Source organism: Annamia dubia NIES-4383 (assembly GCF_055394725.1).
Genome location: NZ_AP025630.1, coordinates 2,911,782 through 2,932,827 on the forward strand (window position 1 = coordinate 2,911,782; position 21,046 = coordinate 2,932,827).

The 21,046-nt window shown below is 33.4% G+C and carries 26 protein-coding genes and 1 pseudogene; 15 read left to right on the forward strand and 12 right to left on the reverse strand.

Annotated features, from left to right (window positions below):
- Positions 1 to 75: 75 nt before the first annotated feature.
- Complete coding sequence (locus Anndu_RS13090; protein ID WP_464101627.1) at positions 76 to 1,275, reverse strand: argininosuccinate synthase; 1,200 nt, start codon at positions 1,273 to 1,275, stop codon at positions 76 to 78.
- Positions 1,276 to 1,486: 211 nt separating this feature from the next.
- Here Anndu_RS13090 and Anndu_RS13095 point away from each other — a divergent pair, with 211 nt between their 5' ends.
- The 6 genes from Anndu_RS13095 to Anndu_RS13120 all read left to right on the forward strand — a co-directional run bounded on the left by Anndu_RS13095 (position 1,487) and on the right by Anndu_RS13120 (position 2,916).
- Entirely contained in the window at positions 1,487 to 1,741 is a 255-nt protein-coding gene (locus Anndu_RS13095) for a type II toxin-antitoxin system HicB family antitoxin (protein WP_464101628.1), read from the forward strand.
- On the forward strand, positions 1,741 to 1,932 hold the full coding sequence (locus Anndu_RS13100) for a type II toxin-antitoxin system HicA family toxin (RefSeq protein ID WP_464101629.1): 192 nt from the start codon (positions 1,741 to 1,743) through the stop codon (positions 1,930 to 1,932). The genes Anndu_RS13095 and Anndu_RS13100 overlap by 1 nt, the downstream gene beginning before the upstream one ends.
- 101 nt (positions 1,933 to 2,033) lie before the next feature.
- Positions 2,034 to 2,243 carry a type II toxin-antitoxin system HicB family antitoxin gene (locus tag Anndu_RS13105; protein ID WP_464101630.1) on the forward strand — a complete coding sequence of 70 codons (210 nt, stop codon included), beginning with the start codon at positions 2,034 to 2,036 and terminating at the stop codon, positions 2,241 to 2,243.
- An 11-nt stretch (positions 2,244 to 2,254) separates the two neighbouring features.
- Entirely contained in the window at positions 2,255 to 2,413 is a 159-nt protein-coding gene (locus tag Anndu_RS13110; RefSeq protein ID WP_464101631.1) for a type II toxin-antitoxin system HicA family toxin, read from the forward strand.
- Between the two features lie 36 nt (positions 2,414 to 2,449).
- The gene (locus tag Anndu_RS13115) at positions 2,450 to 2,704 is read left to right on the forward strand and encodes a type II toxin-antitoxin system HicB family antitoxin (protein ID WP_464101632.1); all 255 of its coding nucleotides are present in this window, start codon (positions 2,450 to 2,452) and stop codon (positions 2,702 to 2,704) included.
- Positions 2,704 to 2,916, forward strand: a complete 213-nt coding sequence (locus tag Anndu_RS13120; RefSeq protein ID WP_464101633.1) for a type II toxin-antitoxin system HicA family toxin — start codon at positions 2,704 to 2,706, stop codon at positions 2,914 to 2,916. Before Anndu_RS13115 ends, Anndu_RS13120 begins: the two co-directional genes overlap by 1 nt.
- 133 nt (positions 2,917 to 3,049) lie before the next feature.
- On the opposite strand, the gene Anndu_RS13125 is transcribed toward Anndu_RS13120, so the two are convergent.
- The 6 genes from Anndu_RS13125 to Anndu_RS13150 form a co-directional block, all read right to left on the reverse strand.
- Positions 3,050 to 3,961, reverse strand: coding sequence for a hypothetical protein (locus Anndu_RS13125; RefSeq protein WP_464101634.1), 912 nt, complete (start codon positions 3,959 to 3,961; stop codon positions 3,050 to 3,052).
- 66 nt (positions 3,962 to 4,027) lie between these two features.
- The gene (locus tag Anndu_RS13130; RefSeq protein WP_464101635.1) at positions 4,028 to 4,990 is read right to left on the reverse strand and encodes a restriction endonuclease; all 963 of its coding nucleotides are present in this window, start codon (positions 4,988 to 4,990) and stop codon (positions 4,028 to 4,030) included.
- A gap of 75 nt (positions 4,991 to 5,065) precedes the next feature.
- The gene (locus tag Anndu_RS13135; protein ID WP_464101636.1) at positions 5,066 to 5,287 is read right to left on the reverse strand and encodes a hypothetical protein; all 222 of its coding nucleotides are present in this window, start codon (positions 5,285 to 5,287) and stop codon (positions 5,066 to 5,068) included.
- 15 nt (positions 5,288 to 5,302) lie between these two features.
- A complete protein-coding gene (locus Anndu_RS13140; RefSeq protein ID WP_464101637.1) occupies positions 5,303 to 5,557 on the reverse strand; it encodes a type II toxin-antitoxin system HicB family antitoxin in 255 nt (84 codons plus the stop codon).
- Positions 5,544 to 5,798 (reverse strand): type II toxin-antitoxin system HicA family toxin, encoded by a 255-nt coding sequence (locus Anndu_RS13145; protein WP_464101638.1) that lies wholly within the window; start codon positions 5,796 to 5,798, stop codon positions 5,544 to 5,546. The genes Anndu_RS13140 and Anndu_RS13145 overlap by 14 nt, the downstream gene beginning before the upstream one ends.
- Positions 5,799 to 5,881: 83 nt before the next feature.
- Positions 5,882 to 9,880, reverse strand: coding sequence for a magnesium chelatase subunit H (locus tag Anndu_RS13150; protein WP_464101639.1), 3,999 nt, complete (start codon positions 9,878 to 9,880; stop codon positions 5,882 to 5,884).
- A gap of 291 nt (positions 9,881 to 10,171) precedes the next feature.
- Between Anndu_RS13150 and Anndu_RS13155 the strand changes: the two genes are divergently transcribed.
- The 4 genes from Anndu_RS13155 (at position 10,172) to Anndu_RS13170 (ending at position 11,409) form a co-directional block, all read left to right on the forward strand.
- Positions 10,172 to 10,357: a hypothetical protein gene (locus tag Anndu_RS13155; RefSeq protein ID WP_464101640.1), complete on the forward strand. Its 186-nt coding sequence runs from the start codon at positions 10,172 to 10,174 to the stop codon at positions 10,355 to 10,357.
- Positions 10,357 to 10,644 carry a type II toxin-antitoxin system RelE/ParE family toxin gene (locus Anndu_RS13160; protein ID WP_464101641.1) on the forward strand — a complete coding sequence of 96 codons (288 nt, stop codon included), beginning with the start codon at positions 10,357 to 10,359 and terminating at the stop codon, positions 10,642 to 10,644. Before Anndu_RS13155 ends, Anndu_RS13160 begins: the two co-directional genes overlap by 1 nt.
- 33 nt (positions 10,645 to 10,677) lie before the next feature.
- Positions 10,678 to 10,878 carry a hypothetical protein gene (locus Anndu_RS13165; RefSeq protein ID WP_464101642.1) on the forward strand — a complete coding sequence of 67 codons (201 nt, stop codon included), beginning with the start codon at positions 10,678 to 10,680 and terminating at the stop codon, positions 10,876 to 10,878.
- Positions 10,879 to 10,941: 63 nt separating this feature from the next.
- Positions 10,942 to 11,409, forward strand: coding sequence for a 4-Cys prefix domain-containing protein (locus Anndu_RS13170; protein WP_464101643.1), 468 nt, complete (start codon positions 10,942 to 10,944; stop codon positions 11,407 to 11,409).
- Positions 11,410 to 11,476: 67 nt separating this feature from the next.
- Here Anndu_RS13170 and Anndu_RS13175 read toward each other — a convergent pair whose 3' ends face one another.
- Together Anndu_RS13175 and Anndu_RS13180 are read right to left on the reverse strand one after the other, a co-directional pair.
- On the reverse strand, positions 11,477 to 11,602 hold the full coding sequence (locus Anndu_RS13175) for a hypothetical protein (RefSeq protein WP_464104144.1): 126 nt from the start codon (positions 11,600 to 11,602) through the stop codon (positions 11,477 to 11,479).
- Positions 11,603 to 11,659: 57 nt separating this feature from the next.
- Positions 11,660 to 12,465: pseudogene (locus Anndu_RS13180) on the reverse strand (transposase); the annotation flags it as partial.
- A 69-nt stretch (positions 12,466 to 12,534) separates the two neighbouring features.
- Here Anndu_RS13180 and Anndu_RS13185 point away from each other — a divergent pair.
- The 5 genes from Anndu_RS13185 to Anndu_RS13205 all read left to right on the forward strand — a co-directional run bounded on the left by Anndu_RS13185 (position 12,535) and on the right by Anndu_RS13205 (position 17,498).
- Positions 12,535 to 13,278 carry an RDD family protein gene (locus Anndu_RS13185; RefSeq protein ID WP_464101644.1) on the forward strand — a complete coding sequence of 248 codons (744 nt, stop codon included), beginning with the start codon at positions 12,535 to 12,537 and terminating at the stop codon, positions 13,276 to 13,278.
- Positions 13,279 to 13,390: 112 nt separating this feature from the next.
- The gene (locus tag Anndu_RS13190) at positions 13,391 to 13,594 is read left to right on the forward strand and encodes a type II toxin-antitoxin system HicB family antitoxin (protein WP_464101645.1); all 204 of its coding nucleotides are present in this window, start codon (positions 13,391 to 13,393) and stop codon (positions 13,592 to 13,594) included.
- Entirely contained in the window at positions 13,591 to 13,800 is a 210-nt protein-coding gene (locus tag Anndu_RS13195) for a type II toxin-antitoxin system HicA family toxin (RefSeq protein WP_464101646.1), read from the forward strand. The genes Anndu_RS13190 and Anndu_RS13195 overlap by 4 nt, the downstream gene beginning before the upstream one ends.
- 139 nt (positions 13,801 to 13,939) lie before the next feature.
- On the forward strand, positions 13,940 to 14,140 hold the full coding sequence (locus tag Anndu_RS13200) for a type II toxin-antitoxin system HicB family antitoxin (RefSeq protein ID WP_464101647.1): 201 nt from the start codon (positions 13,940 to 13,942) through the stop codon (positions 14,138 to 14,140).
- Positions 14,141 to 14,312: 172 nt separating this feature from the next.
- The gene (locus Anndu_RS13205) at positions 14,313 to 17,498 is read left to right on the forward strand and encodes a type ISP restriction/modification enzyme (RefSeq protein ID WP_464101648.1); all 3,186 of its coding nucleotides are present in this window, start codon (positions 14,313 to 14,315) and stop codon (positions 17,496 to 17,498) included.
- A gap of 132 nt (positions 17,499 to 17,630) precedes the next feature.
- Here Anndu_RS13205 and atpC read toward each other — a convergent pair whose 3' ends face one another.
- The 3 genes from atpC to Anndu_RS13220 form a co-directional block, all read right to left on the reverse strand.
- Complete coding sequence (gene atpC / locus Anndu_RS13210; RefSeq protein WP_464101649.1) at positions 17,631 to 18,047, reverse strand: ATP synthase F1 subunit epsilon; 417 nt, start codon at positions 18,045 to 18,047, stop codon at positions 17,631 to 17,633.
- A 108-nt stretch (positions 18,048 to 18,155) separates the two neighbouring features.
- Positions 18,156 to 19,604: a F0F1 ATP synthase subunit beta gene (atpD, locus tag Anndu_RS13215; RefSeq protein WP_464101650.1), complete on the reverse strand. Its 1,449-nt coding sequence runs from the start codon at positions 19,602 to 19,604 to the stop codon at positions 18,156 to 18,158.
- 207 nt (positions 19,605 to 19,811) lie between these two features.
- On the reverse strand, positions 19,812 to 21,008 hold the full coding sequence (locus tag Anndu_RS13220; protein WP_464101651.1) for a DNA double-strand break repair nuclease NurA: 1,197 nt from the start codon (positions 21,006 to 21,008) through the stop codon (positions 19,812 to 19,814).
- Between the last annotated feature and the right edge of the window lie 38 nt (positions 21,009 to 21,046).

Genomic DNA, 21,046 nt, shown 5'->3' on the forward strand with positions numbered 1-21,046 from the left:
TAACTGGTAACAGGCAGGATGCCTGTACTACTTGTCACTGATTACTGATAACTGATTACTGATAACTGATTACTGTTAACGGTGTTTTAAACTCCAAACTTTGGTAGGTAAACCCCAAATATAAATGAAGCCTTCGGCCGCTTTATGATCAAACTGATCATCTGCACCATAAGTAGCTAAATCGGCCGCATAAATTGAGTTTTCAGAGCGTCTGCCTACTACTTTAGCACTACCTTTAAAGAGTTTAACCCTTACTACTCCGCTTACTTGCTCTTGGGTAGTTTTAATAAAAGCGTCTAAAGCTTCTTTTAAGGGAGAATACCATAAACCTTTATAAATTAAATGGCTGTAAGTTTCTTCAATTCCTCGTTTATACTGAGTTAAATCTCCTGTTAAGGTTAAACTTTCCAGATCACGGTGGGCATCAATTAAAACTAATAAAGCGGGGGACTCATAAATTTCTCTTGATTTAATCCCAACTACTCTGTTTTCAATCATATCAATGCGGCCGATCCCATGTTTTCCTACTGTCTCATTTAATTGGGTAATAAGGGTAACAGGATCAAGGGCATTTCCGTTTAAGCTTACGGGTACACCCTTTTCAAAACCGATTTCAATATATTCCGGTTCGTCAGGAGTATCAGCGATCGCACGGGTTAAAACGAATACTTCTTCAGGGGGTTCAGCCATTGGATCCTCAAGGATACCTGCCTCAATACTACGGCCTAAAAGATTGCGATCGATACTGTAGGGAGAGGATTTTTTAACGGGGGAGGGAATACCAAATTTTTCACCGTAGGCGATGGTTTCTTCCCGACTCATGCCCCATTCCCGTGCCGGAGCGAGGACTTTTAAGTGAGGATTAAGAGCCATAATACCCACATCAAAACGCACCTGATCGTTACCTTTTCCGGTACATCCGTGTGCTACCGCATCAGCACCATATTTTTCGGCCGCTTCCACTAACATTTTAGCAATTAAAGGACGAGCAAGGGCGGTTAAAAGGGGATAACGGTTTTCATAGAGGGCATTGGCTTGAATAGCGGGAAAAGCGAACTGAGTCACAAAGGCTTCTTTGCCATCTACCACTAAAGACTCCACTGCGCCGGAGTTAAGGGCTTTTTCTTGAATAGGTTTAAGTTCTTCACCTTGCCCCAGATCGGCGGCGAGGGTAATAACTTCTTCTACGCCCCATTCTTCTTTAAGATAGGGAATACAAACGGAGGTATCAACACCACCGGAATAGGCTAAGACAACTTTTTTAGCACGACCCATAGATATAATTTCCTATAAAAAAACAACTAATCCGTTATTTTAGCGGTTTATGTGGATCAAGAAGGATCTTATTGATACAAAATCAAAATTTAATGACTTTGTTGGGTGGGCATTGTCTCCCTACTATGATCCCCCTCAATCCCCCTTAAAAAGCGATCACTTTTGTAAACAGTGATAAAATAAAATTGACATAAATTTGTTAATAACTACAATGCAAAATATTTATAAAATACCATTAATCTTAGAACCTCAACCCGAAGGCGGCTATACCATTACTTGTCCATTGTTACCTAATTTAATTACTGAAGCTGATAGTTTAGAAGATATAATTCCTAATGTATCTGATGCCCTAGAGGCATTAATTGAAGCTTATCAAGACTTAAATCAGCCTTTACCTTCAATTTTACAACCCATTGGTGATCAGACAATTATGTGGACAGAAAGTTTAATTCCCATCGGTGTATAGTGAAATATAAAGAAGTAGTTAAAAAACTAAAACAAATGGGTTGTCAAGAAATTCCTCGCAAGGGTGGGGGTTCACATCGTAAATGGTATAATCCTCAAAATAATGTAGTTGTGCCAATTCCCGACTGGGGTAATAAAGATTTAAAATTAGGTACTTTAAGACAAATTATCCGTCAACTTGGTCTTGATTGACAGGAGTTTAATAATTTATAAGAGCGATCGCCCCTAAAACTCCCTTTAAGATATATAATAAGAAAAAAGATAATTTATTTTTGTTTAGGTAAAATCGAATTATGATTATTAGAGCAATTATTGAATGGGATGAAGAAGCACAAAGTTATTCGGCTACTTGTCCAGAATTAAATTTTGTTTCGTCTTTTGGTGAGACAAAACAAGAGGCAATTGAATATTTAAAAGATGCTATTAATTTAATGCTTGAGCCTATTCCTGATGAATTTCTTAATCAAAAAAATCAATCAGAAGTTGTAGAATTAACTTTATAAAATAAAGATTTATGTCGCCAAAATCACCACGTTTAACAGCAAAACAAGTAATCAAACAACTTCAAAGTTTTGGTTTTGTTGAAGTAACACAAACAGGCTCACATTTAAAATTATTTAATCCAGAAACAAAACGCTCTACTGTTGTACCTATTCATATTTGTAAACAGTGATAAAATAAAATTGACATAAATTTGTTAATAACTACAATGCAAAATATTTATAAAATACCATTAATCTTAGAACCTCAACCCGAAGGCGGCTATACCATTACTTGTCCATTGTTACCTAATTTAATTACTGAAGCTGATAGTTTAGAAGATATAATTCCTAATGTATCTGATGCTTTATCAGCATTAATTGAAGCTTATCAAGACTTAAATCAGCCTTTACCTTCAATTTTACAACCCATTGGTGATCAGACAATTATGTGGACAGAAAGTTTAATTCCCATCGGTGTATAGTGAAATATAAAGAAGTAGTTAAAAAACTAAAACAAATGGGTTGTCAAGAAATTCCTCGCAAGGGTGGGGGTTCACATCGTAAATGGTATAATCCTCATAATAATGTAGTTGTGCCAATTCCCGACTGGGGTAATAAAGATTTAAAATTAGGTACTTTAAGACAAATTATCCGTCAACTTGGTCTTGATTGGCAACAGTTTAATAATTTATAAGAGCGATCGCCCCGAAAACATCCCTTCCTTAAAAAGCGATCGCCCCTAAAAACCTACACATAAAAAAATCTGTAGGGTGGGCAAGTGGGTTAAATTTTGATTTTCATTTATCAATGATATTCATTGCCCACCATTATAATTTAGATTGTGATGTAAATAATTGATCCATTAGTGGAAGTTTAAAAGATGATAAAATTTCATCATAAATAAATAAATTAGGTCTTTTATTCAAATTATACTGAGAAATTGAAGCCGTTATTTTTTCAATCATATATATTAAATTGACATTTAATAATTCTAATTCCCTATTAAGAATACCTAAATTTTCATTGATTTGTAATTGTTCTTCTAATCTCATCATGTGAGTTTTATTTAAAAATAATAAATGTTCTTTTTCATTAGGATTTTGTGTTATTTGTAATAAATGTTCAACTCTATTTAGTTCAGCTTTGATTTCATTAATCAAATTAACATTATTACCATGAATTGAAATATAATAAAAGCTAATTAGAGCTTTATCGGAAAATTTAATAATTGATGAAGTTATTTCTTTATTAATTATAGTATTTTTCAGATAAAAATCTTTTTCAATTAACCTAATTATTTTCCAACATAAATTATCTATAGAATAAAATTGTTCTTTTAGAGAAGTACCAACAATATTAGTATTAGTTCTTATTTGGTTACTTAAAGTCTTGATAAGGTTTAATTGCCAAGAAAAATGATTCATTTGTTCTGGGAGTTTTTGTGACAAAAAATTTAATATTTCTTTTTCACAATCAAAATTAATAACTATGAGTTTATTATTATTATCATATCCTTGTAATTGAATTAAGTTTTTTTCTTCAATAGTAAAAAATAAAAATTCTTTCTTCTCATTGATTAGAGATATTTGTATTTGACAATTTTGTTTTTTGTATTTATTTTTCATCGTACCAATAATACTTTTGTTCTCGAAGCAATTAAAACAATTGCTCAATAAGATTGTAATAGCATAAAGAGCAAGTATTCCACTGAACACAAAAAAGATAACATCTCCAGTCATAATTATTCCTTAATTTTATGTTATAAATGATTTGGAAACTCAAGAAATTGATTTTTATATCAAAGATCAATCATATATCAATTTTCCTTCAAGCTGAATAACATCAACCTTAGATTTCAAGAGAGATTCAAATGTATTTTCACTTTCTAATAAAAAAATTATTTCTTTTAAAGTGAAAAGTACAATAATTTTTTGATTAAGTGCTTTCTGTATATTAATAATTGCTGCATCAGTGTACCCTGATTCTGAAATAAAAATACCTCTAACATCAGATCTTTCAAAAAGTCGCATTATATGTTGTGCTATATCCGAAGGACTTAACGGTTCTTTCAACCATTTCATTTCAACCAGATACAGATCAGTATTAACTTCAATTGCACCATCAATTTGTTGAATTATACCCTCATTATTGTCACCTTTTATTGTAAAAGATTCTCTTAGTAAAATTCTTTCACTTTCAAAAAAACGATTTAATATTCCTTCTAATACTTTTCCTCTTTTTTGGGGATTATTTTCTTTATAAAGATCAATCAAATCACATTTTAGCTTTTGTCTTATTTGCCTTTTTTGTTGGAGATATTTTATTCTTTCTTCTTCTTCTTTTTGACGTTTTTTATTTTCTTCTTCAATTTTTGATTGATTAATTTGTTGTAATCTTGTAAAATAATCTTTTTTATTTACTAATTCTCTAACTTTAGCTACTAATCCCATAGCCTGTATTTGATCATTAGACCAGCATCTTGAAAAATCTTCAAACTCAACAACTCGTTTAATGATTTCTCTCCTTTCAGTAAGAGCAACATCACCAGCTTCATTAAGTCTAATTAATATTGTTCTAGCAATTTCATACTTGTTTATACTCTCTTTATTTTTCTCAACTTTTTCATCAATATCTTTTAGAAATCTTTGTTTCACTCCAGCACTTGAAAAAAAGACAATAACATCTTTCTTACTTTTACAAAGTTTAGGAATTGTGTCTATAAGGAGATTCAATAAATCGGGGGGATAATGATAAACTTGACTATACATAATTAATAAAAATTTTGAATTAGAATTATTTTGTTTTCTTGTTTTAAATGAATTAGAGTTTGTATATGTAAAAAGTTAAACCTTTTCTTCTAATAAAAAAGGTTTATAATTTAATAATCTTTTCGCTTTATTTAAACGATAAAGATATAAAGGAGAAGCTCGATTTTGTTCATCTAATTGAGCAATAATATCATCTAAAATTAAAATTTCTGCATCCATTCTCTCACAAAGAGCTTTAACTTTAGCAGAAGTAGCTTTAATTTTCTCAATATCTGGGGTAAATTGTTCTTGTGTCATAAATTTAACCTTATGTTAAGTGTTAATTAATTTTGATGGTAAAGGAATTTCCTTTTTATTGTTTAAATAAACCGTTTCTAACCATAATTCTCTAGCTTCATTAATATTATTCATTGCTTCCTCTAAAGTTTCCCCTTGACTCATACATCCGGGCAAATCAGGAATTATAATTGTATAACCACCTTCTGCCTCTGGATATACAGACATTGGATATTTAAGGGAAAGATAATATTCTAAAGAGGGACGTTCTAATTGTTTATTTTGTGTCATTTTGCCAATGCTCCAAGTCTAATAATCTAATTAATTCTTCAATATAAGTTCTTTTGACTTTTTGACCACCCTTTTTCGGAATAATAATAACTTCGCCTTGTTCATTTTTAAAAGAGTGATGGCTACCTTTAGATCGAATTTCTTGATAGCCAAATTCTATTAAAACATAGCGAATATCATCAAACTTTATTTCAGGAGGACGTAATAATAATTTTTTGACTAATTTATCTATTTTACCCATTTTAATTTAGAAATATGGAAATTAGTTAATAGAAAAAGTCGAAGATTTATTAATAAATAAAAATCCCCGACTTTTAAAATTAATTACTCAATTCCTTCAATACGATCCTCCACTTCTTGATATAACTGTTGTAAACGATCGATATTGTCTTGGGAAGTCTCCCAATATCCACGCCCATTAACCTCTAATAATGTGCCTACTAAACGGCGGAAAGAATTGGGGTTTAAGTCCATTAACCGTTTACACATCTCAGGATCGTTAATAAAGGTGTCGTTAGTATCCTCATAAACCCAGTTGTCCACAGCGTCAGCAGTGGCACTCCAGCCCATTGTGTTAACAAGGCGTTTGGAAATCTCCCGCACTCCCTCATAACCGTGTGATAGCATCCCTTCATACCATTTGGGGTTTAATAGTTTGGTTCGCGCATCTAAACGCACTGTTTCCGATAGGGTGCGCACCTGTGCATTAGCGGTTGTGGTATCGGCAATAAAGGCGGTGGGTTTTTTACCGTCATCGCGCAAGGATGCAACCACTTTGGTGGGATCGGAGTCGAAATAGTGGGATACGTCTGTTAAACTGATTTCAGAGGAATCTAAGTTTTGGAAGGTAACATCGGCGGTTTTTAAGGATTTCTCAAATATTGCTCGATTTTCGTCCATTACTCCGGGATTATCTGAGTTAAATGCAAAAGATTTACGGTTTAAATACATATCCTGTAATTCTCTTTCTTCTTCCCAACTGCTATTTTCCACTGCTAAATTCACATTACTGGAATAGCTACCTGAAGCATTGGAAAAGACACGGGTGGCAGCCTGACGGAGATTGATCCCTAATTCCTCAGCCTGTTCTAAGGCGTGTTTCCTCACAAAGTTCATTTCTAAGGGTTCATCGGCTTCGGCGGCCATTTTCACCGCTTGATCTAATAAGTTCATCTGGTTAATGAATAGATCACGGAATACGCCGGAACAGTTCACTACAACGTCAATACGGGGGCGACCTAATTCGCTTAAGGGGATTAGTTCAAGTTTATTAACTCGTCCTAATGCGTCTGGAACGGGCTTTGCACCTACCATCCACATAATCTGAGCTAAAGACTCACCGTATGTCTTAATATTGTCTGTACCCCATAAAACACAGGCGATCGTCTCAGGATATTTACCGCCGTTATCTAATTTTTGACGCTCTAAGAGGCGATCTACCACGATTTTAGCAGATTGTACGGCCGCCATCGTGGGAATAGATTGGGGATCTAAAGCGTGAATATTCTTACCTGTGGGTAATACGTTGGGGTTACGAATGGGATCACCGCCCGGGCCGGGTAAAATATATTCACCCTCTAAAGCCTTTAATAAGCCTCCTAACTCCTGATCGGCACAAACTTGCTCTAAACAATATTCCAGATATTCAAAGAGGGTTTTTAAAGAGTCTGTGTCAACATTTTTGTAGCCTAACTCATGGAGTTTTTCTACCCAAGGTGCTTTTTTCCCGATATTGAAGAAGTTAAGCTTAGAAACTAAGTTAACTCGCCCTTCAGCGTTAACTTGTTCTTTCACTAAAGCTGATACGGCCTCACGACAAGCTAAAGTAATATTCTGTAAAAGTTCAACGTCTTTTAAGACTCCTTTATCACTATTAGCGTAAATTTCGTTAATATCACGATAGACGCTATTGGCAATAATACGGGGTAAGGATAATAAACCTTCATCTTCCCGATCTAAAGAGGCAATATTAACTAAGGTGGCGATCGCTTCTTCTGCACTGGGGGGTTTACCGATGACATGAAGCCCACAGGGTAATAAACGAGATTCAATTTCCATTAATTTACGGTAAACTAAACCAACGATATTATCCCGCTCATCTTTGCTCAAGTCTTTAGCAGGGGTTTGAGGAAACTCAATATCCTTGTCTAAGTTACAGAGCCGGGCTTGATCCATAATGGTATCAACGATCTGAATACCGCGCCCACTATCTTTTAAGGTTTGATAGGAGCCGATCAACTCGCTTAACTCTTTCAAACCCTTATATAAACCTGCATTTTCCGCCGGAGGGGTAAGATATGATATTGTTTCCGCATAACTACGGCGTTTGGCAATAGTGGCTTCACTAGGGTTATTGGCCGCATAGTAATATAGGTTGGGAATATTACCGATTAAACTATCGGGGTAACAGTCGCCAGACATACCCATTTGTTTACCCGGCATAAACTCTAATGATCCATGTGTGCCAAAATGTAATACCGCATCAGCGCCCCAAATTTTTTCTAAATAGGTATAGAAAGCGGCAAAACCGTGATGAGGTGAGGCAGAGCGGGAGAATAAGAGGCGCATGGGATCACCCTCATAACCGAAGGTAGGTTGTACCCCAATGAACACATTACCAAACTGTTTCCCATAGATTAATAAATTTTGTCCATCGGTATTGAGATGGCCGGGGGGATCACCCCAATTTTCTTTTAATTTCTCGTAATATGGGGTTAAACGCTCATATTCAGGCACACTCATGCGATAGGCAATATTTAACTCAGGGGAAGCATATTGCGCCTGTGCATCATGAATCACTAAATTCATCAATTCTTGCGCATTTTCCGGCAATTCTTCCACATCGTAACCATTACCTTTTAAGGCTTTTAATACCTCAAAGATTGAGCCAAATACGTCTAAATAGGCGGCTGTACCGATATTACCTTTGTCTGGGGGGAAACTAAAGATCGTGATAGCAACTTTCTTGTCAAGTTTGGGTTTTTTGCGTAGGTTTGACCATTTTAACGCTCTGGTGGCGATCGCTTCTACCCGATCCTGTAGGGTGATCGATCTTCCTGTAGCACCATCACGCCCTGATAAAATAATCGGCTCGATCGCGCCGTCTAACTCAGGGATAGCTATTTGTAAAGCCACCTGAATGGGGTGTAAACCGAGATCACTTTCTTCCCATTCTTCCGTAGTTTGGAAAACTAGAGGTAAAGCCACCATATAGGGGCGGTTTAACCGTTTTAACGACTCGATCGCCTTGGGATGATCCTGTCTTGCGGGGCCTCCCACCAACGCAAAACCAGTTAATGAGATGATGGTATCAACTAAGGGGATCGGTTCAATACCTTTAACCGTATTATCCCAGAAATAGGCATCCACAGGTTTAGAAAAATCTAAGCCACCAGCGAATACAGGTATCACCTTAGCACCACGATATTCTAACTCCTGTAACATCGCCACATAATGGGCATCATCACCAGTTACAAGGTGAGTGCGTTGTAATACCAACCCCACACAGGGAGCAAGGGGATCCTTTAAATCTTCACTAATATCTTCACGGTTATTATACCATGTCAAATATTCCTTAATATCCTCAAACATTTTAGGGGCTAAAGGATGCCAAATACCCATATCAGGATAGACTACCGGCTCGGCATATTGCACATTTTCCCCTTGATGTAAGTCTTTACCTTGAAAGACATATTTATCAGCCAACATCAAGAAAAAGTTTTCAAGGTTTTCGGGAGAGCCACCTAACCAATATTGAAAACTTAACATGAAATTGCGCGCATCTTGAGCCTTATCTACGGGGAGATATTTTAAAACACTGGGAAGGGTGCGCAAAAGCTTTAACATAGCATCTTGGAAACCAGCGCTAGAGTTTTTCTTGCGTTTCTTCATGAAATCGCCGATCATACTCTTAGACTGCCCTAACTGAGCCATGCTAAAAGTACCCATTTTATTAAGGCGCATCACTTGGGGCATGGAAGGGAAAACCACCGCCACATCAAGCTGATCCTTATAGGGTGCAACAGCATCAACCACTTTATCAGCTAAGTCTTCAATAAAAATTAAAGAAGCGATGAAGATATTAGCCACAGATAGATCCTGCTTAAACTGATTATAGTTCTCAGGGTCTCTCAACTCCTCAATTAAATAACCACTAATCTCGATCGCAAGGTTAGGATGGTTATTATTGATCATGCGTACGGCACTAGAGATCGCACTTTGATACTGTGATTCTAACACCACATAGACCACCTTCATTAAAGCCCGTCCGTTGATTTCATCGGGGGCGATATGACGGATGGCAGATTTTACATTTGTAAACAAATCGAGTTTCTCCTCAAGTTATAAATAGATGATTGCTAAAGGTTGCTATTAAATAGCTTAAATAGGATATTTTAAATAATTTTAGCAACTTAGGGATCAAGATTGAGGGATTTTATCTCAAAATTGTTAAGTATTTACTCCTAACGTGGGTTTAGATTTCTTTACAGTTTGAGGGGTTGACAAAATATTAAGGTTGTGCAGTAAAAACTTGTTTTTGCTATAATTTATTGGATAGATAAATTTGTTTGCTATAATTTCAGTATTTATTCTTTAAACAAAGAAAATAAAGCTATGAAAACCCAAAATCTTAAACAAGAAGCACAAAAATTAATTGATAATTTACCTGATAATTCTACTTGGGATGATCTAATGTATCAAATATATGTTAGACAAGCAATTGAGTCAGGATTAAAAGATAGCGAAGCAGGGAATGTTATTTCTGTGGAAGAAGTTAGAGCTAAATTTGGATTAAAATAATGAAAGTTTTTTGGACAGAAACAGCCGTAAATCATTTATCTTCAATTTATAATTATATTGGGTCACAATCTACTCAATATGCCCAGAGAATTATTGAAAAATTAACTAATCGTTCTGAACAAATTGCTAAATTTCCTTTATCTGGTAGAATTGTACCCGAATTTGAAACAACTCAAATTAGAGAAGTTATCGAAGGCTCTTATCGCATTATTTATCATATAAAATCAGAGCAAATTGATATTATTGCGGTTATTCATGGTTCTCAAAAACTTGACTCTATAGATTAAAACTAATCACTATTTTTTCAAAGAGGAATCAAAATGAGATTAATTATTGAAGTTGACAATGATCAAGAATTAAAACAGGCTCAATCTTTGATCGGATTTTTGCATTTTTCATCCGTAGATATTAAAGTATCAAAAAAAGAAAAAATTGATAATTTATTGAAGTGGTGTGAACAAAATCAATACACTTTAACTGATAATATTATTCCTTCTAGGGAGGAAAGAACTGTCAGATAATATATTTTTTGATGCTAAAATGACTCATTAAATTAATCAAAAAATTTTTTTCCTATAGAAATTATGAGTCTATGTATTAACCCTAATTGTTCTCAACCGCAAAATGTAGGATTACCTTTATTCTGTCAATCTTGCGGTTCAAAATTATTATTACAAGACGTTTATCGGGTGATCAAATTCTTAGGTGGTGGTGGTTTTGGTAAAACTTATGAAATAGATGATTGTGGTGTAAAAAAAGTTCTCAAGGTTTTACATTATACCCAACCCCATGCGATCGAATTATTTAAACAAGAAGCAACTGTGCTTCAACAACTCAATCATCAGGGTATTCCTCATGTGGATCAAGATGGTTATTTTACTTATCAACCAAAAGGTTATGCTTTTCCATTACATTGTTTAGTTATGGAAAAAATTGAAGGAATGAATTTAGAGGAATATTTACAACATCAAAACTATGAGCCAATTTCTGAACGTGCCGCCCTACAATGGTTAAAACAAGTATTAGATATATTAGACATCTCCAATAACTGATAAAGCTTATATGGTAACAGTTTCATCTTTAATCAGCACTCAGCAATCAATCCCTGTAAAGTTAATTTCACGTCAAAATTTCCTCTAAATCTAATTTCGTCCCAAAAGTATGACTAATTAAAACATCAATTACTTCATTTGATGACGATGATTTCACTATTTCTAAAACTAAACTCTCAATTCTTAATCTCACTAACCCACAAACTGTTAAAAATACTGACTGATATTTATCTTTTCTTAATCTAAATCTTTCTCTTGCTACTCGCCATATTTTTATGATTCTAATTAAATGTTCTATAAATATTCTAACCGATGAAATCTTTTTATTTTCTTTTTTTCTTCCTGAGTTAATACTCCTTTTTTCGGTTTTTTCTTTGGGGTGATAATTTGTGGCTCTCCCACATAAGCTTTATCCCCTTTAAACCTTTGATCCATCCCAAACTTCTTGAGATTTTGACGACAAATGTTAATATCACTTGAAGGCCCTGGTTTTCCCGCCACCACATCCACAATATCTCGGCCTTTTGGAAGACTAATTAATTGATTTTTAAAAGTATGTTCACATTTTTTTCCACTATAATATTTTTTCTGTTCTTCATAGTCTAAAGGTCTCTGTCTTGGCTGTTCTTCACTATCTACTAACAATTCATTTTCCTTCAACTTTTCCAACATTTCTTCTATTTTTTCTGGGGACTTTTTTACTTGTTCTAGTAAAGAGCATGGCAAAGCTTCTCTCATAATTTTTTGCCAATAATCAAACAAATTATTCGCCGTTGATTCACTTACTTGAAAGACGATACCTAATAGTTGAAAACTCAGGTGATGTCTTAAATAAATTAAAGTCAAAATAATCTGGTTTTCTTTTGAAAGTTTACTCTCTCTACCACCACCGGAATTGATAATTCTAGTTTTTTGTTTTTCGGATTCTTCTTTTGCTTGTTTCTCCAAGATCAAAAGATGTGCGATTAGCAGTTCTAATTGTTCATAATTAATTCCCAATAATCTTTTAGTTGCTTGTTTGTGATCTTGAATATATTGCCAAGTATAATTACTCATTTTGGCTATTTCTCCTTAAAATTTTTGTTGATGATAGCTTAATTTTTTTATTTCTATTATATTATAGAGATGTCTAATACAGGGGAATTAATTTGGCGACAAGATGCTCAAAGAATTTCAGCAAAATTACTGGATTTAATTGATGATTTAATGAAACCTTTTCCGGGTAATCGTCCTCAAACTGTAGATGAAATATTAACAAAATTATCTCAAATTAATCAAAAAACAGATTCTTCTTATTCTAATAAAAATCAATCTTCTCAACCAAATTCTTATAAACAAACTACACCTACTACTCCAGTTAATTATCAATATAACAAAACATCACAAGTTAAAGCTTCTACCTCAAATTCACTTCAACCTGCACCTCTATGGAGACGCTTTTTAGCTTTGCTTATTGATTGTTTATTTTTCTTTGCTTTCTCTATGTTTGTTGGTATGATCTTTTTTAATCCTTACCTTTCTGGCATTATTAGTTCAAGTTCTGAGCCTGATCCTATTATTTTGGTAGTTATTATTTTATCTCTTATTTGTTTTTTCAGTTTACCATGTTTATATGTTGTATTAAATCAAATCTCAAAATATCAATCAACTTTAGGACAAAGAGCTTTAAAAATAAAAGTTACTAACTTACAAGGTTGTAAAATTGGATTTTGGCAAAGCACATGGAAATTCATTTTATTTGTTATCTTTTTTGTTTTATCTATATTATGGGGAATAGGATTAATTAATTTTATTCCTATTTGGTTTACGAAAGATAAACGCTCTTTACATGATAAAATGTCAAATACTATCGTTGTTAGAAAAACTTAACAATAATTGATCAATGAAATTTATGATTTAATTCATTGGTACACCCTATAATGTTGATGGTTAAATAATTTTTAAGGTACAATAAAAATGTAATTTTAAATATTAAGTGATTATGAAAATTAAAGTAATAGTTTGGCAAGAAGAAGATGTTTGGTGTGCAAGTGTTCCGGCTTTTCCGGGCTGTCATTCTTGGGGTGAAACTTATGAGGAAGCGATCACCATGATCACAGAAGCGGCTGAAGGTTGGTTAGAAGTAGCCAATGAACGCAAAAATATAGAAGCTAATAATATTAAAGAACTTGAATTAGCGTTATGAAATCAATCTCAGGAAAAAACCTCTGTAAAATAGTAAAAAAACATGGTTGGATATTGTCTCGAATTGTCGGAAGTCATCACATTTTTGAAAAGGAGGGATCAGATGTAATTTTATCTATTCCTGTTCATAGTAATAGAGATTTACCAATTGGTACACTAAAAAGTATTATGAAAGATGCTAATTTAACGGAAAATGATTTACTTTAATTATTAAAATTGTAGGGCATAATTAAATTGAATTTAATGGTTTAGAATATAAGTTAAAGAAGTCATGCCCTACAGATTTATTGATAGTTAAATTATTTTTAAGGTAAAATAAAATTGTAATTTTAAATATTAAGTGATTATGAAAATACAAGCAATTATACATGAGGCTGAAGAAGGCGGTTATTGGGCGGAAGTTCCTGCTTTACCCGGATGTTTTACTCAAGCTGAAACTTTAGAAGAATTAACAGAAATGTTAAAAGAAGCGATAGAGGGTTGGCTTGATGCGATGAGTATTCCTGAAGAAAACTTAGATCAAAAATCTTTAATTTTGGAATTTTAAAAAGTCTTATGAAAAAAGCTAATTTAACAGAAAATGATTTATTTTAATTGTTAAAATTGTAGGGAATGATTAAATTTAATTTTGTCATTCCCTACGGATTTGTTGATAGTTAAATTATTTTTAAGGTAAAATAAAATTGTAATTTTAAATTAATTGACTTTAACTTAAATAAATGAATTTTGAATATTACTCACAAGAACTTAAACAAAATTTAACAAAAGGTAGTGAAAGAAGTCACTATTCTGCACTAAAAAAATTAATTGATAATGCCCTTCCATCCACTGGGATTAATGCTGTAATTGAAGAAAAAGGAAATAAAGCAGGAATCCCAGATTTTACGGTGAGAAGAAATGATAATTTAATTGGTTATATTGAAGCCAAAAAAATCGGTGAAAATTTAGATAAAATTGAAAGTTCTGAACAATTACAACGATATTTTGATTCGGCGATCGCTCAAAATTTAATTTTAACTAATTTCTTAGAATTTCGTTTATATAGGGATGGAAAGTTATATTTTAATGCAATTTTAGGAGAATTTAATAATAATCAAATTGTTGTTGATCAAGATCTTACAAAATTAACAAATTTAATTAATAATTTTGTTAATTTTCAAGGGAAAACTATTAATAATTATTTAGATCTTGCTCAACAAATGGCAATTTATACTAAATCTATTAAATATGCGATCACCGAGGGGTTAAAATCAGAAGATGAAACGGGAGAATTAACTCAATTAAAATCAGTTTTTACGGATTTATTATTACCTGATCTTGATTATCATAATTTTGCTGATATGTATGCTCAAACCATTGCTTATGGTTTGTTTACAGCTAGATTTTATCATGCTCAAAATACCCTCAGTAGTACAGGCATCTTGCCTATAAATCACTCTTTAAATCAAGATCAATCACAATTTAATCGTCAAAATGCTAGTTTTTATATTAGTAATAAAATTCCCTTTTTGCAAGGGGTTTTTAATATCATAATTAGAAAAGATATTGATAGTCAAATTGACTGGGCAATTGATAATTTAATCGAACTTTTTGCTCAAGTTGATATGGATCATATCTTGGAAAATTTTGGTCAAAATAGAGGAAAAGAAGATATTGTAGTTCATTTTTATGAAACATTTTTAGCAAGTTATGAAGTTTCTTTAAGAAAGGGTAGAGGTGTTTATTATACTCCTGAACCTGTAGTAATTTTTATGGTAAAAGTTGTTAATGATATTTTAGATCATGATTTCGATGTTCAAGATGGTTTAGCAGGTAGAAATATTGATATTCTTGATCCTGCAACGGGTACAGGGACTTTTTTGTATCAAGTAATTAAACAAATTTGTAATAATTATTCTCAATATAGTGAACAACAATGGAAACAAAATTGGGATAAATATTTAAAAGATCGTAAAGTTTTAAATAGATTATATGGGTTTGAATTATTAATGACTCCCTATACAATTGCTCATTTAAAATTACAGTTATTATTAGAAAATTTAGGTTATAAATTTACGGAAAATGAAAGATTAAATATCTTTTTAACTAATACTTTAGATCAAGGTATTAAAAAGAGTGAATATTTATTAGGGGAATATATTGCACAGGAAGGAAATGAGGCGGCTAAAATTAAAAATGAAACTCCAATTTTAGTGATTTTAGGTAATCCTCCCTATGCGGGGCATTCTGCTAATAAAAATAGTTGGATTGATGTGAGAGAATATTATCAAGTTGATGGTTTATCTTTAGAGGAAAAAAATACTAAATGGTTACAAGATGATTATGTAAAATTTATTCGTTTTGCTCAACAAAAACTTGAGCAAATTGATTTAGGAATTGTGGCTTTTATTACTAATCATGGTTATTTGGATAATCCAACTTTTCGAGGAATGCGTCAAAGTTTAATGACAAGTTTCAGCCGTATTTATATTATTAATTTACATGGAAATGCGAAGAAAAAAGAAGTTTCTCCTGATGGTAGTAAGGATGAAAATGTCTTTGATATTCAGCAAGGCGTGTCAATTTTAATTGGCATTAAAGATCATAATCCAGAAAGTTTAAAGTTTATTCAACAGTTTAATTATGATTATCAAATTCCCGAAAAAGGTATTTTTTATTATGATGTTTGGGGTAAAAGAGAGGCTAAATATAACTTTTTAAATACAGCTAATTTTCATCAGATAGAATGGCAAAAAGTTGAGCCTATTTCTCCTTTTTATTTATTTATTCCTCAAAATAATAATTTAAGAGATGAATATAATAATTATTGGAAAATAACTGAAATTATGCCTGTTAATTCTGTAGGTATTGTTACAGCAAGGGATAATTTAACCATTAAAAATTCTCATGAAGATGTTGAAAAAACTGTTAATGATTTTGTTTCTTTATCTGAAAAAGAAGCAAGAGAAAAATATAATTTAAGACAAGATACAAGAGATTGGAAAGTTACTTTGGCACAAAAAGATATTAAAGATAGTTTTATTGAAAATAAAATTAATCAGGATTTAATTAAACCTATTTTATATCGTCCTTTTGATCTTAGATATACTTACTATACAGGTAATTCAAGAGGTTTTCTTTGTATGCCTAGAAATGAGGTTATGAGAAATATGTTATTAGGTGATAATTTAGGATTAATTACTGTTAGAAAAGCCCCCCCTATGAGTGATTTTAATTATTTTTTCATTAGTCAATACATTATTAGTAATGGAGTTATTCGTTCTGATAATCAAAGTATAGATACATTTTTTCCTCTTTATACTTATCCTAATACAGAAAATGGACAAAGTAATTTAATTAAAGAAAAAAATGCTAATTTTTCGGCTGAATTTTTAACAGCAATAACCGAAAAGTTAGGTTATTTACCCATACCTGAAAAAATATTTTATTATATTTATGGTGTTTTACATTCATCAAATTATCGAGAAAGATATGCCGAATTTTTAAAGATAGATTTTCCTCGTATTCCCTTAACCAGTGATGATCAATTATTTAATAATTTAGCTAAAAAAGGGGAAGACTTAGTTAATTTACATTTAATGAAATCGCCAAAATTAGATAATTTAATCACAACTTATCAAGGTGATCCAGAAACTTTAATTACTCAAATTAAATATAATGCTAAAGAAGAAAAATTAACTATTAATAAAAATTGTTATATTCAGGGTATTTCTGAAGAAGTTTGGCTATTTAAAATTGGAGGTTATCAAGTATTAGATAAATGGTTAAAAGATCGAAAAAGTGAGCAAAAACTTTTATCACAACAAGATTTGATTTACTATCAAAAAATAATTGTAATTTTAAAAGAAACAATAACAATTATGACAGAAATTGATGAGATTATTCCTCATTTTCCTATTCTATAAATTTATTTAATTTAATGCTTTAGAAGATCATTTGTTGAAATGAAAATTGCTGATACTTTATTCAGCAACACCTAAAAAAATAACAACAGGTTAAAACCCATTGTTATTAATCAAATAAGATGATTATTCTTCTTAAAGGTTAACTACGCCACCTGCGGCCTGATAACGTACTCTTGCTCTTTTGAAAGCATTTTCAGCTTGAATTTGTTTTTGTCGATCGCCGCTTTGGTTGGCCGCATCTAATTTTCTTTGAGCTTCCTCAAAAGCCGTACTAGCTTCAGCTTTATCAATATTATCGCCAAGTTCAGCACCATTAACTAAGATTTTAACCTCGTTATTTTCCACCTCAGCAAAACCCCCTAACAGGGCGATCGCCTTCCAATTTTTGCCGTCTCTAATGCGCATTACACCCATACCAAGAGCAGTTAATAAAGGAGCGTGGTTAGTTAAAATACCTAGTTGACCTGTGGCACTGGGCAAAATAATTTCTTCTGCCTGATCATCCCAGACAATTTTATCTGGGGCTATTACACGCACAGTTAAAGTCATTTTAGATCTATTGTTTTAATTTTAATGGTTAATTTTTGAGCTATCAGCTATCAGTGTTTAGTTATTACTATTCACTGGTAACTGGTAACTGGTAACTGTTAACTGTTTTTAGCCTTTGAGTTTTTCGCCTTTAGCGATCGCCTCGTCAATATTTCCTACCATGTAGAAAGCTTGTTCAGGTAAATGATCTAACTCACCACCTAAGATTTTTTGGAAACCAGAAATAGTATCTTTTAAAGATACATATTTACCGGGGCTACCAGTGAACACTTCAGCTACGAAGAAAGGTTGAGATAAGAAACGCTCGATCTTACGCGCACGGTCTACCACTAAACGATCTTCTTCAGATAATTCATCTAAACCTAAGATGGCAATAATATCTTGAAGCTCTTTATAGCGTTGTAAAGTAGATTGAACCGCACGAGCCACACCGTAATGTTCTTCACCTACAATGCTAGGCTGTAACATGGTACTGGTAGAATCTAAAGGATCAACCGCAGGATAAATACCTTTAGCCGCTAAGTTACGAGATAATACGGTAGTACCATCTAAGTGAGCAAAGGTAGTAGCAGGAGCGGGGTCAGTTAAATCGTCCGCAGGTACATATACCGCTTGAATAGAGGTGATAGAACCCTCTTTAGTAGAGGTAATACGCTCTTGAAGATCACCCACGTCAGTACCTAAAGTAGGCTGATAACCTACCGCAGAAGGCATACGACCTAAAAGTGCCGATACCTCAGAACCCGCTTGAACGAAACGGAAAATATTATCAATAAACAATAATACGTCTTGCTTATTCACATCACGGAAATATTCCGCCATGGTTAAAGCAGATAAACCTACCCGCATTCTAGCTCCGGGGGGTTCGTTCATCTGACCATAAACTAGAGCAATTTTCGATTCTTCAGGGTTATCAGGGTTAATAACTTTAGACTCGATCATTTCATTGTAAAGGTCATTACCCTCACGGGTACGCTCACCCACACCACCGAACACAGATACACCACCGTGTTGAATAGCGATGTTGTTGATTAATTCCATCATAATAACGGTTTTACCAACACCAGCACCACCGAATAAACCGATTTTGCCACCTTGACGGTAAGGAGTTAATAAGTCAACAACTTTGATCCCAGTTTCAAAAACTTTAGGAGCAGTTTCAAGATCAATTAATTTAGGAGCGGGACGGTGAATAGGGAAAGTTTCAGTAACATTAACAGGCCCTTTTTCGTCTACAGGCTCACCTAAAATATTAAAAATACGACCTAAAGTAGCTTTACCTACGGGTACACTGATGGGCGCACCAGTATCAATAACATCCATGCCACGCACTAAACCATCAGTGCTACTCATCGCAACGGCACGAACTTGGTTGTCACCTAAAAGTTGTTGAACTTCACAAGTTACAGCTACTTTTTGGCCGGCGGCGTTAGTGCCTTCAACTTTTAAAGCATTATAGATGCGGGGTAGTTTACCACTAGCAAACTGAGCATCAATTACAGGCCCGATAATTTGAGTAATTTTACCAACGCTGGTTTTTTCTGTTGTCGCTACCATAATTTATTGTTTATTGGTTTTTTTGTATTATATAGCTTAAGCTAAATGTTAAGTTTTTGTAAAAATTGCCAATTCTTAGATTATCATTAATTGACCTCATCTTAATGATCTAGATCTAAAGTAATTCGTTAAATTTCTGAAAAATGCCAATTTGATCTGACTAGGATGCCAATAATTTTTTTAAAAAAACCCTTATTGTATTGATAGTTAAGCAATACTGCCTCTTTTTCTACTTTCTTTATAGGAAATAGCCACATTTTTTAAACCTGCTTTGATCATTTCTTGTTCTAAAAATGCAAAAAATCTGCGGCGATCGCCTCCCCTAATAACCGCTTGGTTGTGTGCCTCTGATAAAGCAACGGGATAACCATAACCCTTATTAACTTGTCCTAAAATAATACTTAAAGACTGATTAAATAAAGCTTTATTTTCCACTAACCACGCTGGAAATTCTACCCTTGCGATCTCCGTACCAACATTAATATAACAAAAATAAACTTTTTGAGTGTCTGGATATAAATTTAAAATATGGGAAGAACTTTTCCACAAAGCCCCACGCTGTCCGGGTTGTAAGAACATTCCCCATAAAGTTGCATCCCTTAAGGGATCAATCACCTGACATGGGGTTTTATGCTCTTGTTGTGAGCATTCTACCACACAATTAGGAAAATTATAAGGACAAGCCTGAAGACGTAAAAAATTAACGGCCTCTACACTACGGGGCGCACTCAAATAACCTACATAAGGGATGTTTGTTTGTTGCATTTTCTCCCATGCTTGGAGAATCGGCGGTAAAATTTTCTCCTTTGCTTCTGAGGGTAAACCCTCTAAAAACCAATAAATTAATGAGCCATCCATTAAAGCTAAGTTGGGGGTATGTGCATGACTTCCGGGGGGTAAAACCCAACGACAAGCCATATCGGCTAAACTCTCCACCTCAGAAACTCCCCGCCGATAACCCATCCATTCTTCTGTACGAATACCCCATTGTTTTGAGATATATAAGTCTTCTGGACGGTAAAAAACCTCTGGTAAAGTATCTAATAAAGGATGTAAACTCTGACCATAATGTAACATAATTCTGCCTATATTGATTAAATAACAGTAGGCAATTTCATGGTGGGAAGGAGCAATTTGTGAGCCATCGGTGGCAAAAACCGTATGGCTTTGGGGGGGAGGCTCAATTTTTATGGCTGTGTCTAAGTCTTCAACGGGAATAGCCGCCGCAAAGATAAAGCGATCGCTCCAGTCTTCCTGTAGGCGTTTTAAACGATCTAATCTTTCCTGACTTTGGGAGAGTAAAAGTTGAGCCTTTTCTAAACGCTGATGAGAAGCGATCGCCTCTTGATTAAAATGTTGCCCCATTTCGGGTATTTGTTGAGCTAACTTAGCCAAATCAAGCATAGTTTTTTTGTACTTTAAAAATCTTTAAATAGCCATTT

Excerpts from the sequence above, each read along its gene's own strand:
- Anndu_RS13135 (WP_464101636.1), bottom strand. The coding sequence starts at position 5,287 with ATGACACAAGAACAATTTACCCCAGATATTGAGAAAATTAAAGCTACT.
- Anndu_RS13110 (WP_464101631.1), top strand. The coding sequence starts at position 2,255 with ATGTCGCCAAAATCACCACGTTTAACAGCAAAACAAGTAATCAAACAA.
- Anndu_RS13190 (WP_464101645.1), top strand. The coding sequence starts at position 13,391 with ATGAAAATTAAAGTAATAGTTTGGCAAGAAGAAGATGTTTGGTGTGCA.
- Anndu_RS13145 (WP_464101638.1), bottom strand. The coding sequence starts at position 5,798 with ATGGGTAAAATAGATAAATTAGTCAAAAAATTATTATTACGTCCTCCT.
- Anndu_RS13125 (WP_464101634.1), bottom strand. The coding sequence starts at position 3,961 with ATGACTGGAGATGTTATCTTTTTTGTGTTCAGTGGAATACTTGCTCTT.
- Anndu_RS13165 (WP_464101642.1), top strand. The coding sequence starts at position 10,678 with ATGAGATTAATTATTGAAGTTGACAATGATCAAGAATTAAAACAGGCT.
- Anndu_RS13140 (WP_464101637.1), bottom strand. The coding sequence starts at position 5,557 with ATGACACAAAATAAACAATTAGAACGTCCCTCTTTAGAATATTATCTT.
- Anndu_RS13195 (WP_464101646.1), top strand. The coding sequence starts at position 13,591 with ATGAAATCAATCTCAGGAAAAAACCTCTGTAAAATAGTAAAAAAACAT.
- atpC (WP_464101649.1), bottom strand. The coding sequence starts at position 18,047 with ATGACTTTAACTGTGCGTGTAATAGCCCCAGATAAAATTGTCTGGGAT.
- Anndu_RS13185 (WP_464101644.1), top strand. The coding sequence starts at position 12,535 with ATGTCTAATACAGGGGAATTAATTTGGCGACAAGATGCTCAAAGAATT.
- Anndu_RS13170 (WP_464101643.1), top strand. The coding sequence starts at position 10,942 with ATGAGTCTATGTATTAACCCTAATTGTTCTCAACCGCAAAATGTAGGA.
- Anndu_RS13220 (WP_464101651.1), bottom strand. The coding sequence starts at position 21,008 with ATGCTTGATTTGGCTAAGTTAGCTCAACAAATACCCGAAATGGGGCAA.
- Anndu_RS13155 (WP_464101640.1), top strand. The coding sequence starts at position 10,172 with ATGAAAACCCAAAATCTTAAACAAGAAGCACAAAAATTAATTGATAAT.
- atpD (WP_464101650.1), bottom strand. The coding sequence starts at position 19,604 with ATGGTAGCGACAACAGAAAAAACCAGCGTTGGTAAAATTACTCAAATT.
- Anndu_RS13095 (WP_464101628.1), top strand. The coding sequence starts at position 1,487 with ATGCAAAATATTTATAAAATACCATTAATCTTAGAACCTCAACCCGAA.
- Anndu_RS13200 (WP_464101647.1), top strand. The coding sequence starts at position 13,940 with ATGAAAATACAAGCAATTATACATGAGGCTGAAGAAGGCGGTTATTGG.
- Anndu_RS13090 (WP_464101627.1), bottom strand. The coding sequence starts at position 1,275 with ATGGGTCGTGCTAAAAAAGTTGTCTTAGCCTATTCCGGTGGTGTTGAT.
- Anndu_RS13160 (WP_464101641.1), top strand. The coding sequence starts at position 10,357 with ATGAAAGTTTTTTGGACAGAAACAGCCGTAAATCATTTATCTTCAATT.
- Anndu_RS13130 (WP_464101635.1), bottom strand. The coding sequence starts at position 4,990 with ATGTATAGTCAAGTTTATCATTATCCCCCCGATTTATTGAATCTCCTT.
- Anndu_RS13205 (WP_464101648.1), top strand. The coding sequence starts at position 14,313 with ATGAATTTTGAATATTACTCACAAGAACTTAAACAAAATTTAACAAAA.
- Anndu_RS13115 (WP_464101632.1), top strand. The coding sequence starts at position 2,450 with ATGCAAAATATTTATAAAATACCATTAATCTTAGAACCTCAACCCGAA.
- Anndu_RS13105 (WP_464101630.1), top strand. The coding sequence starts at position 2,034 with ATGATTATTAGAGCAATTATTGAATGGGATGAAGAAGCACAAAGTTAT.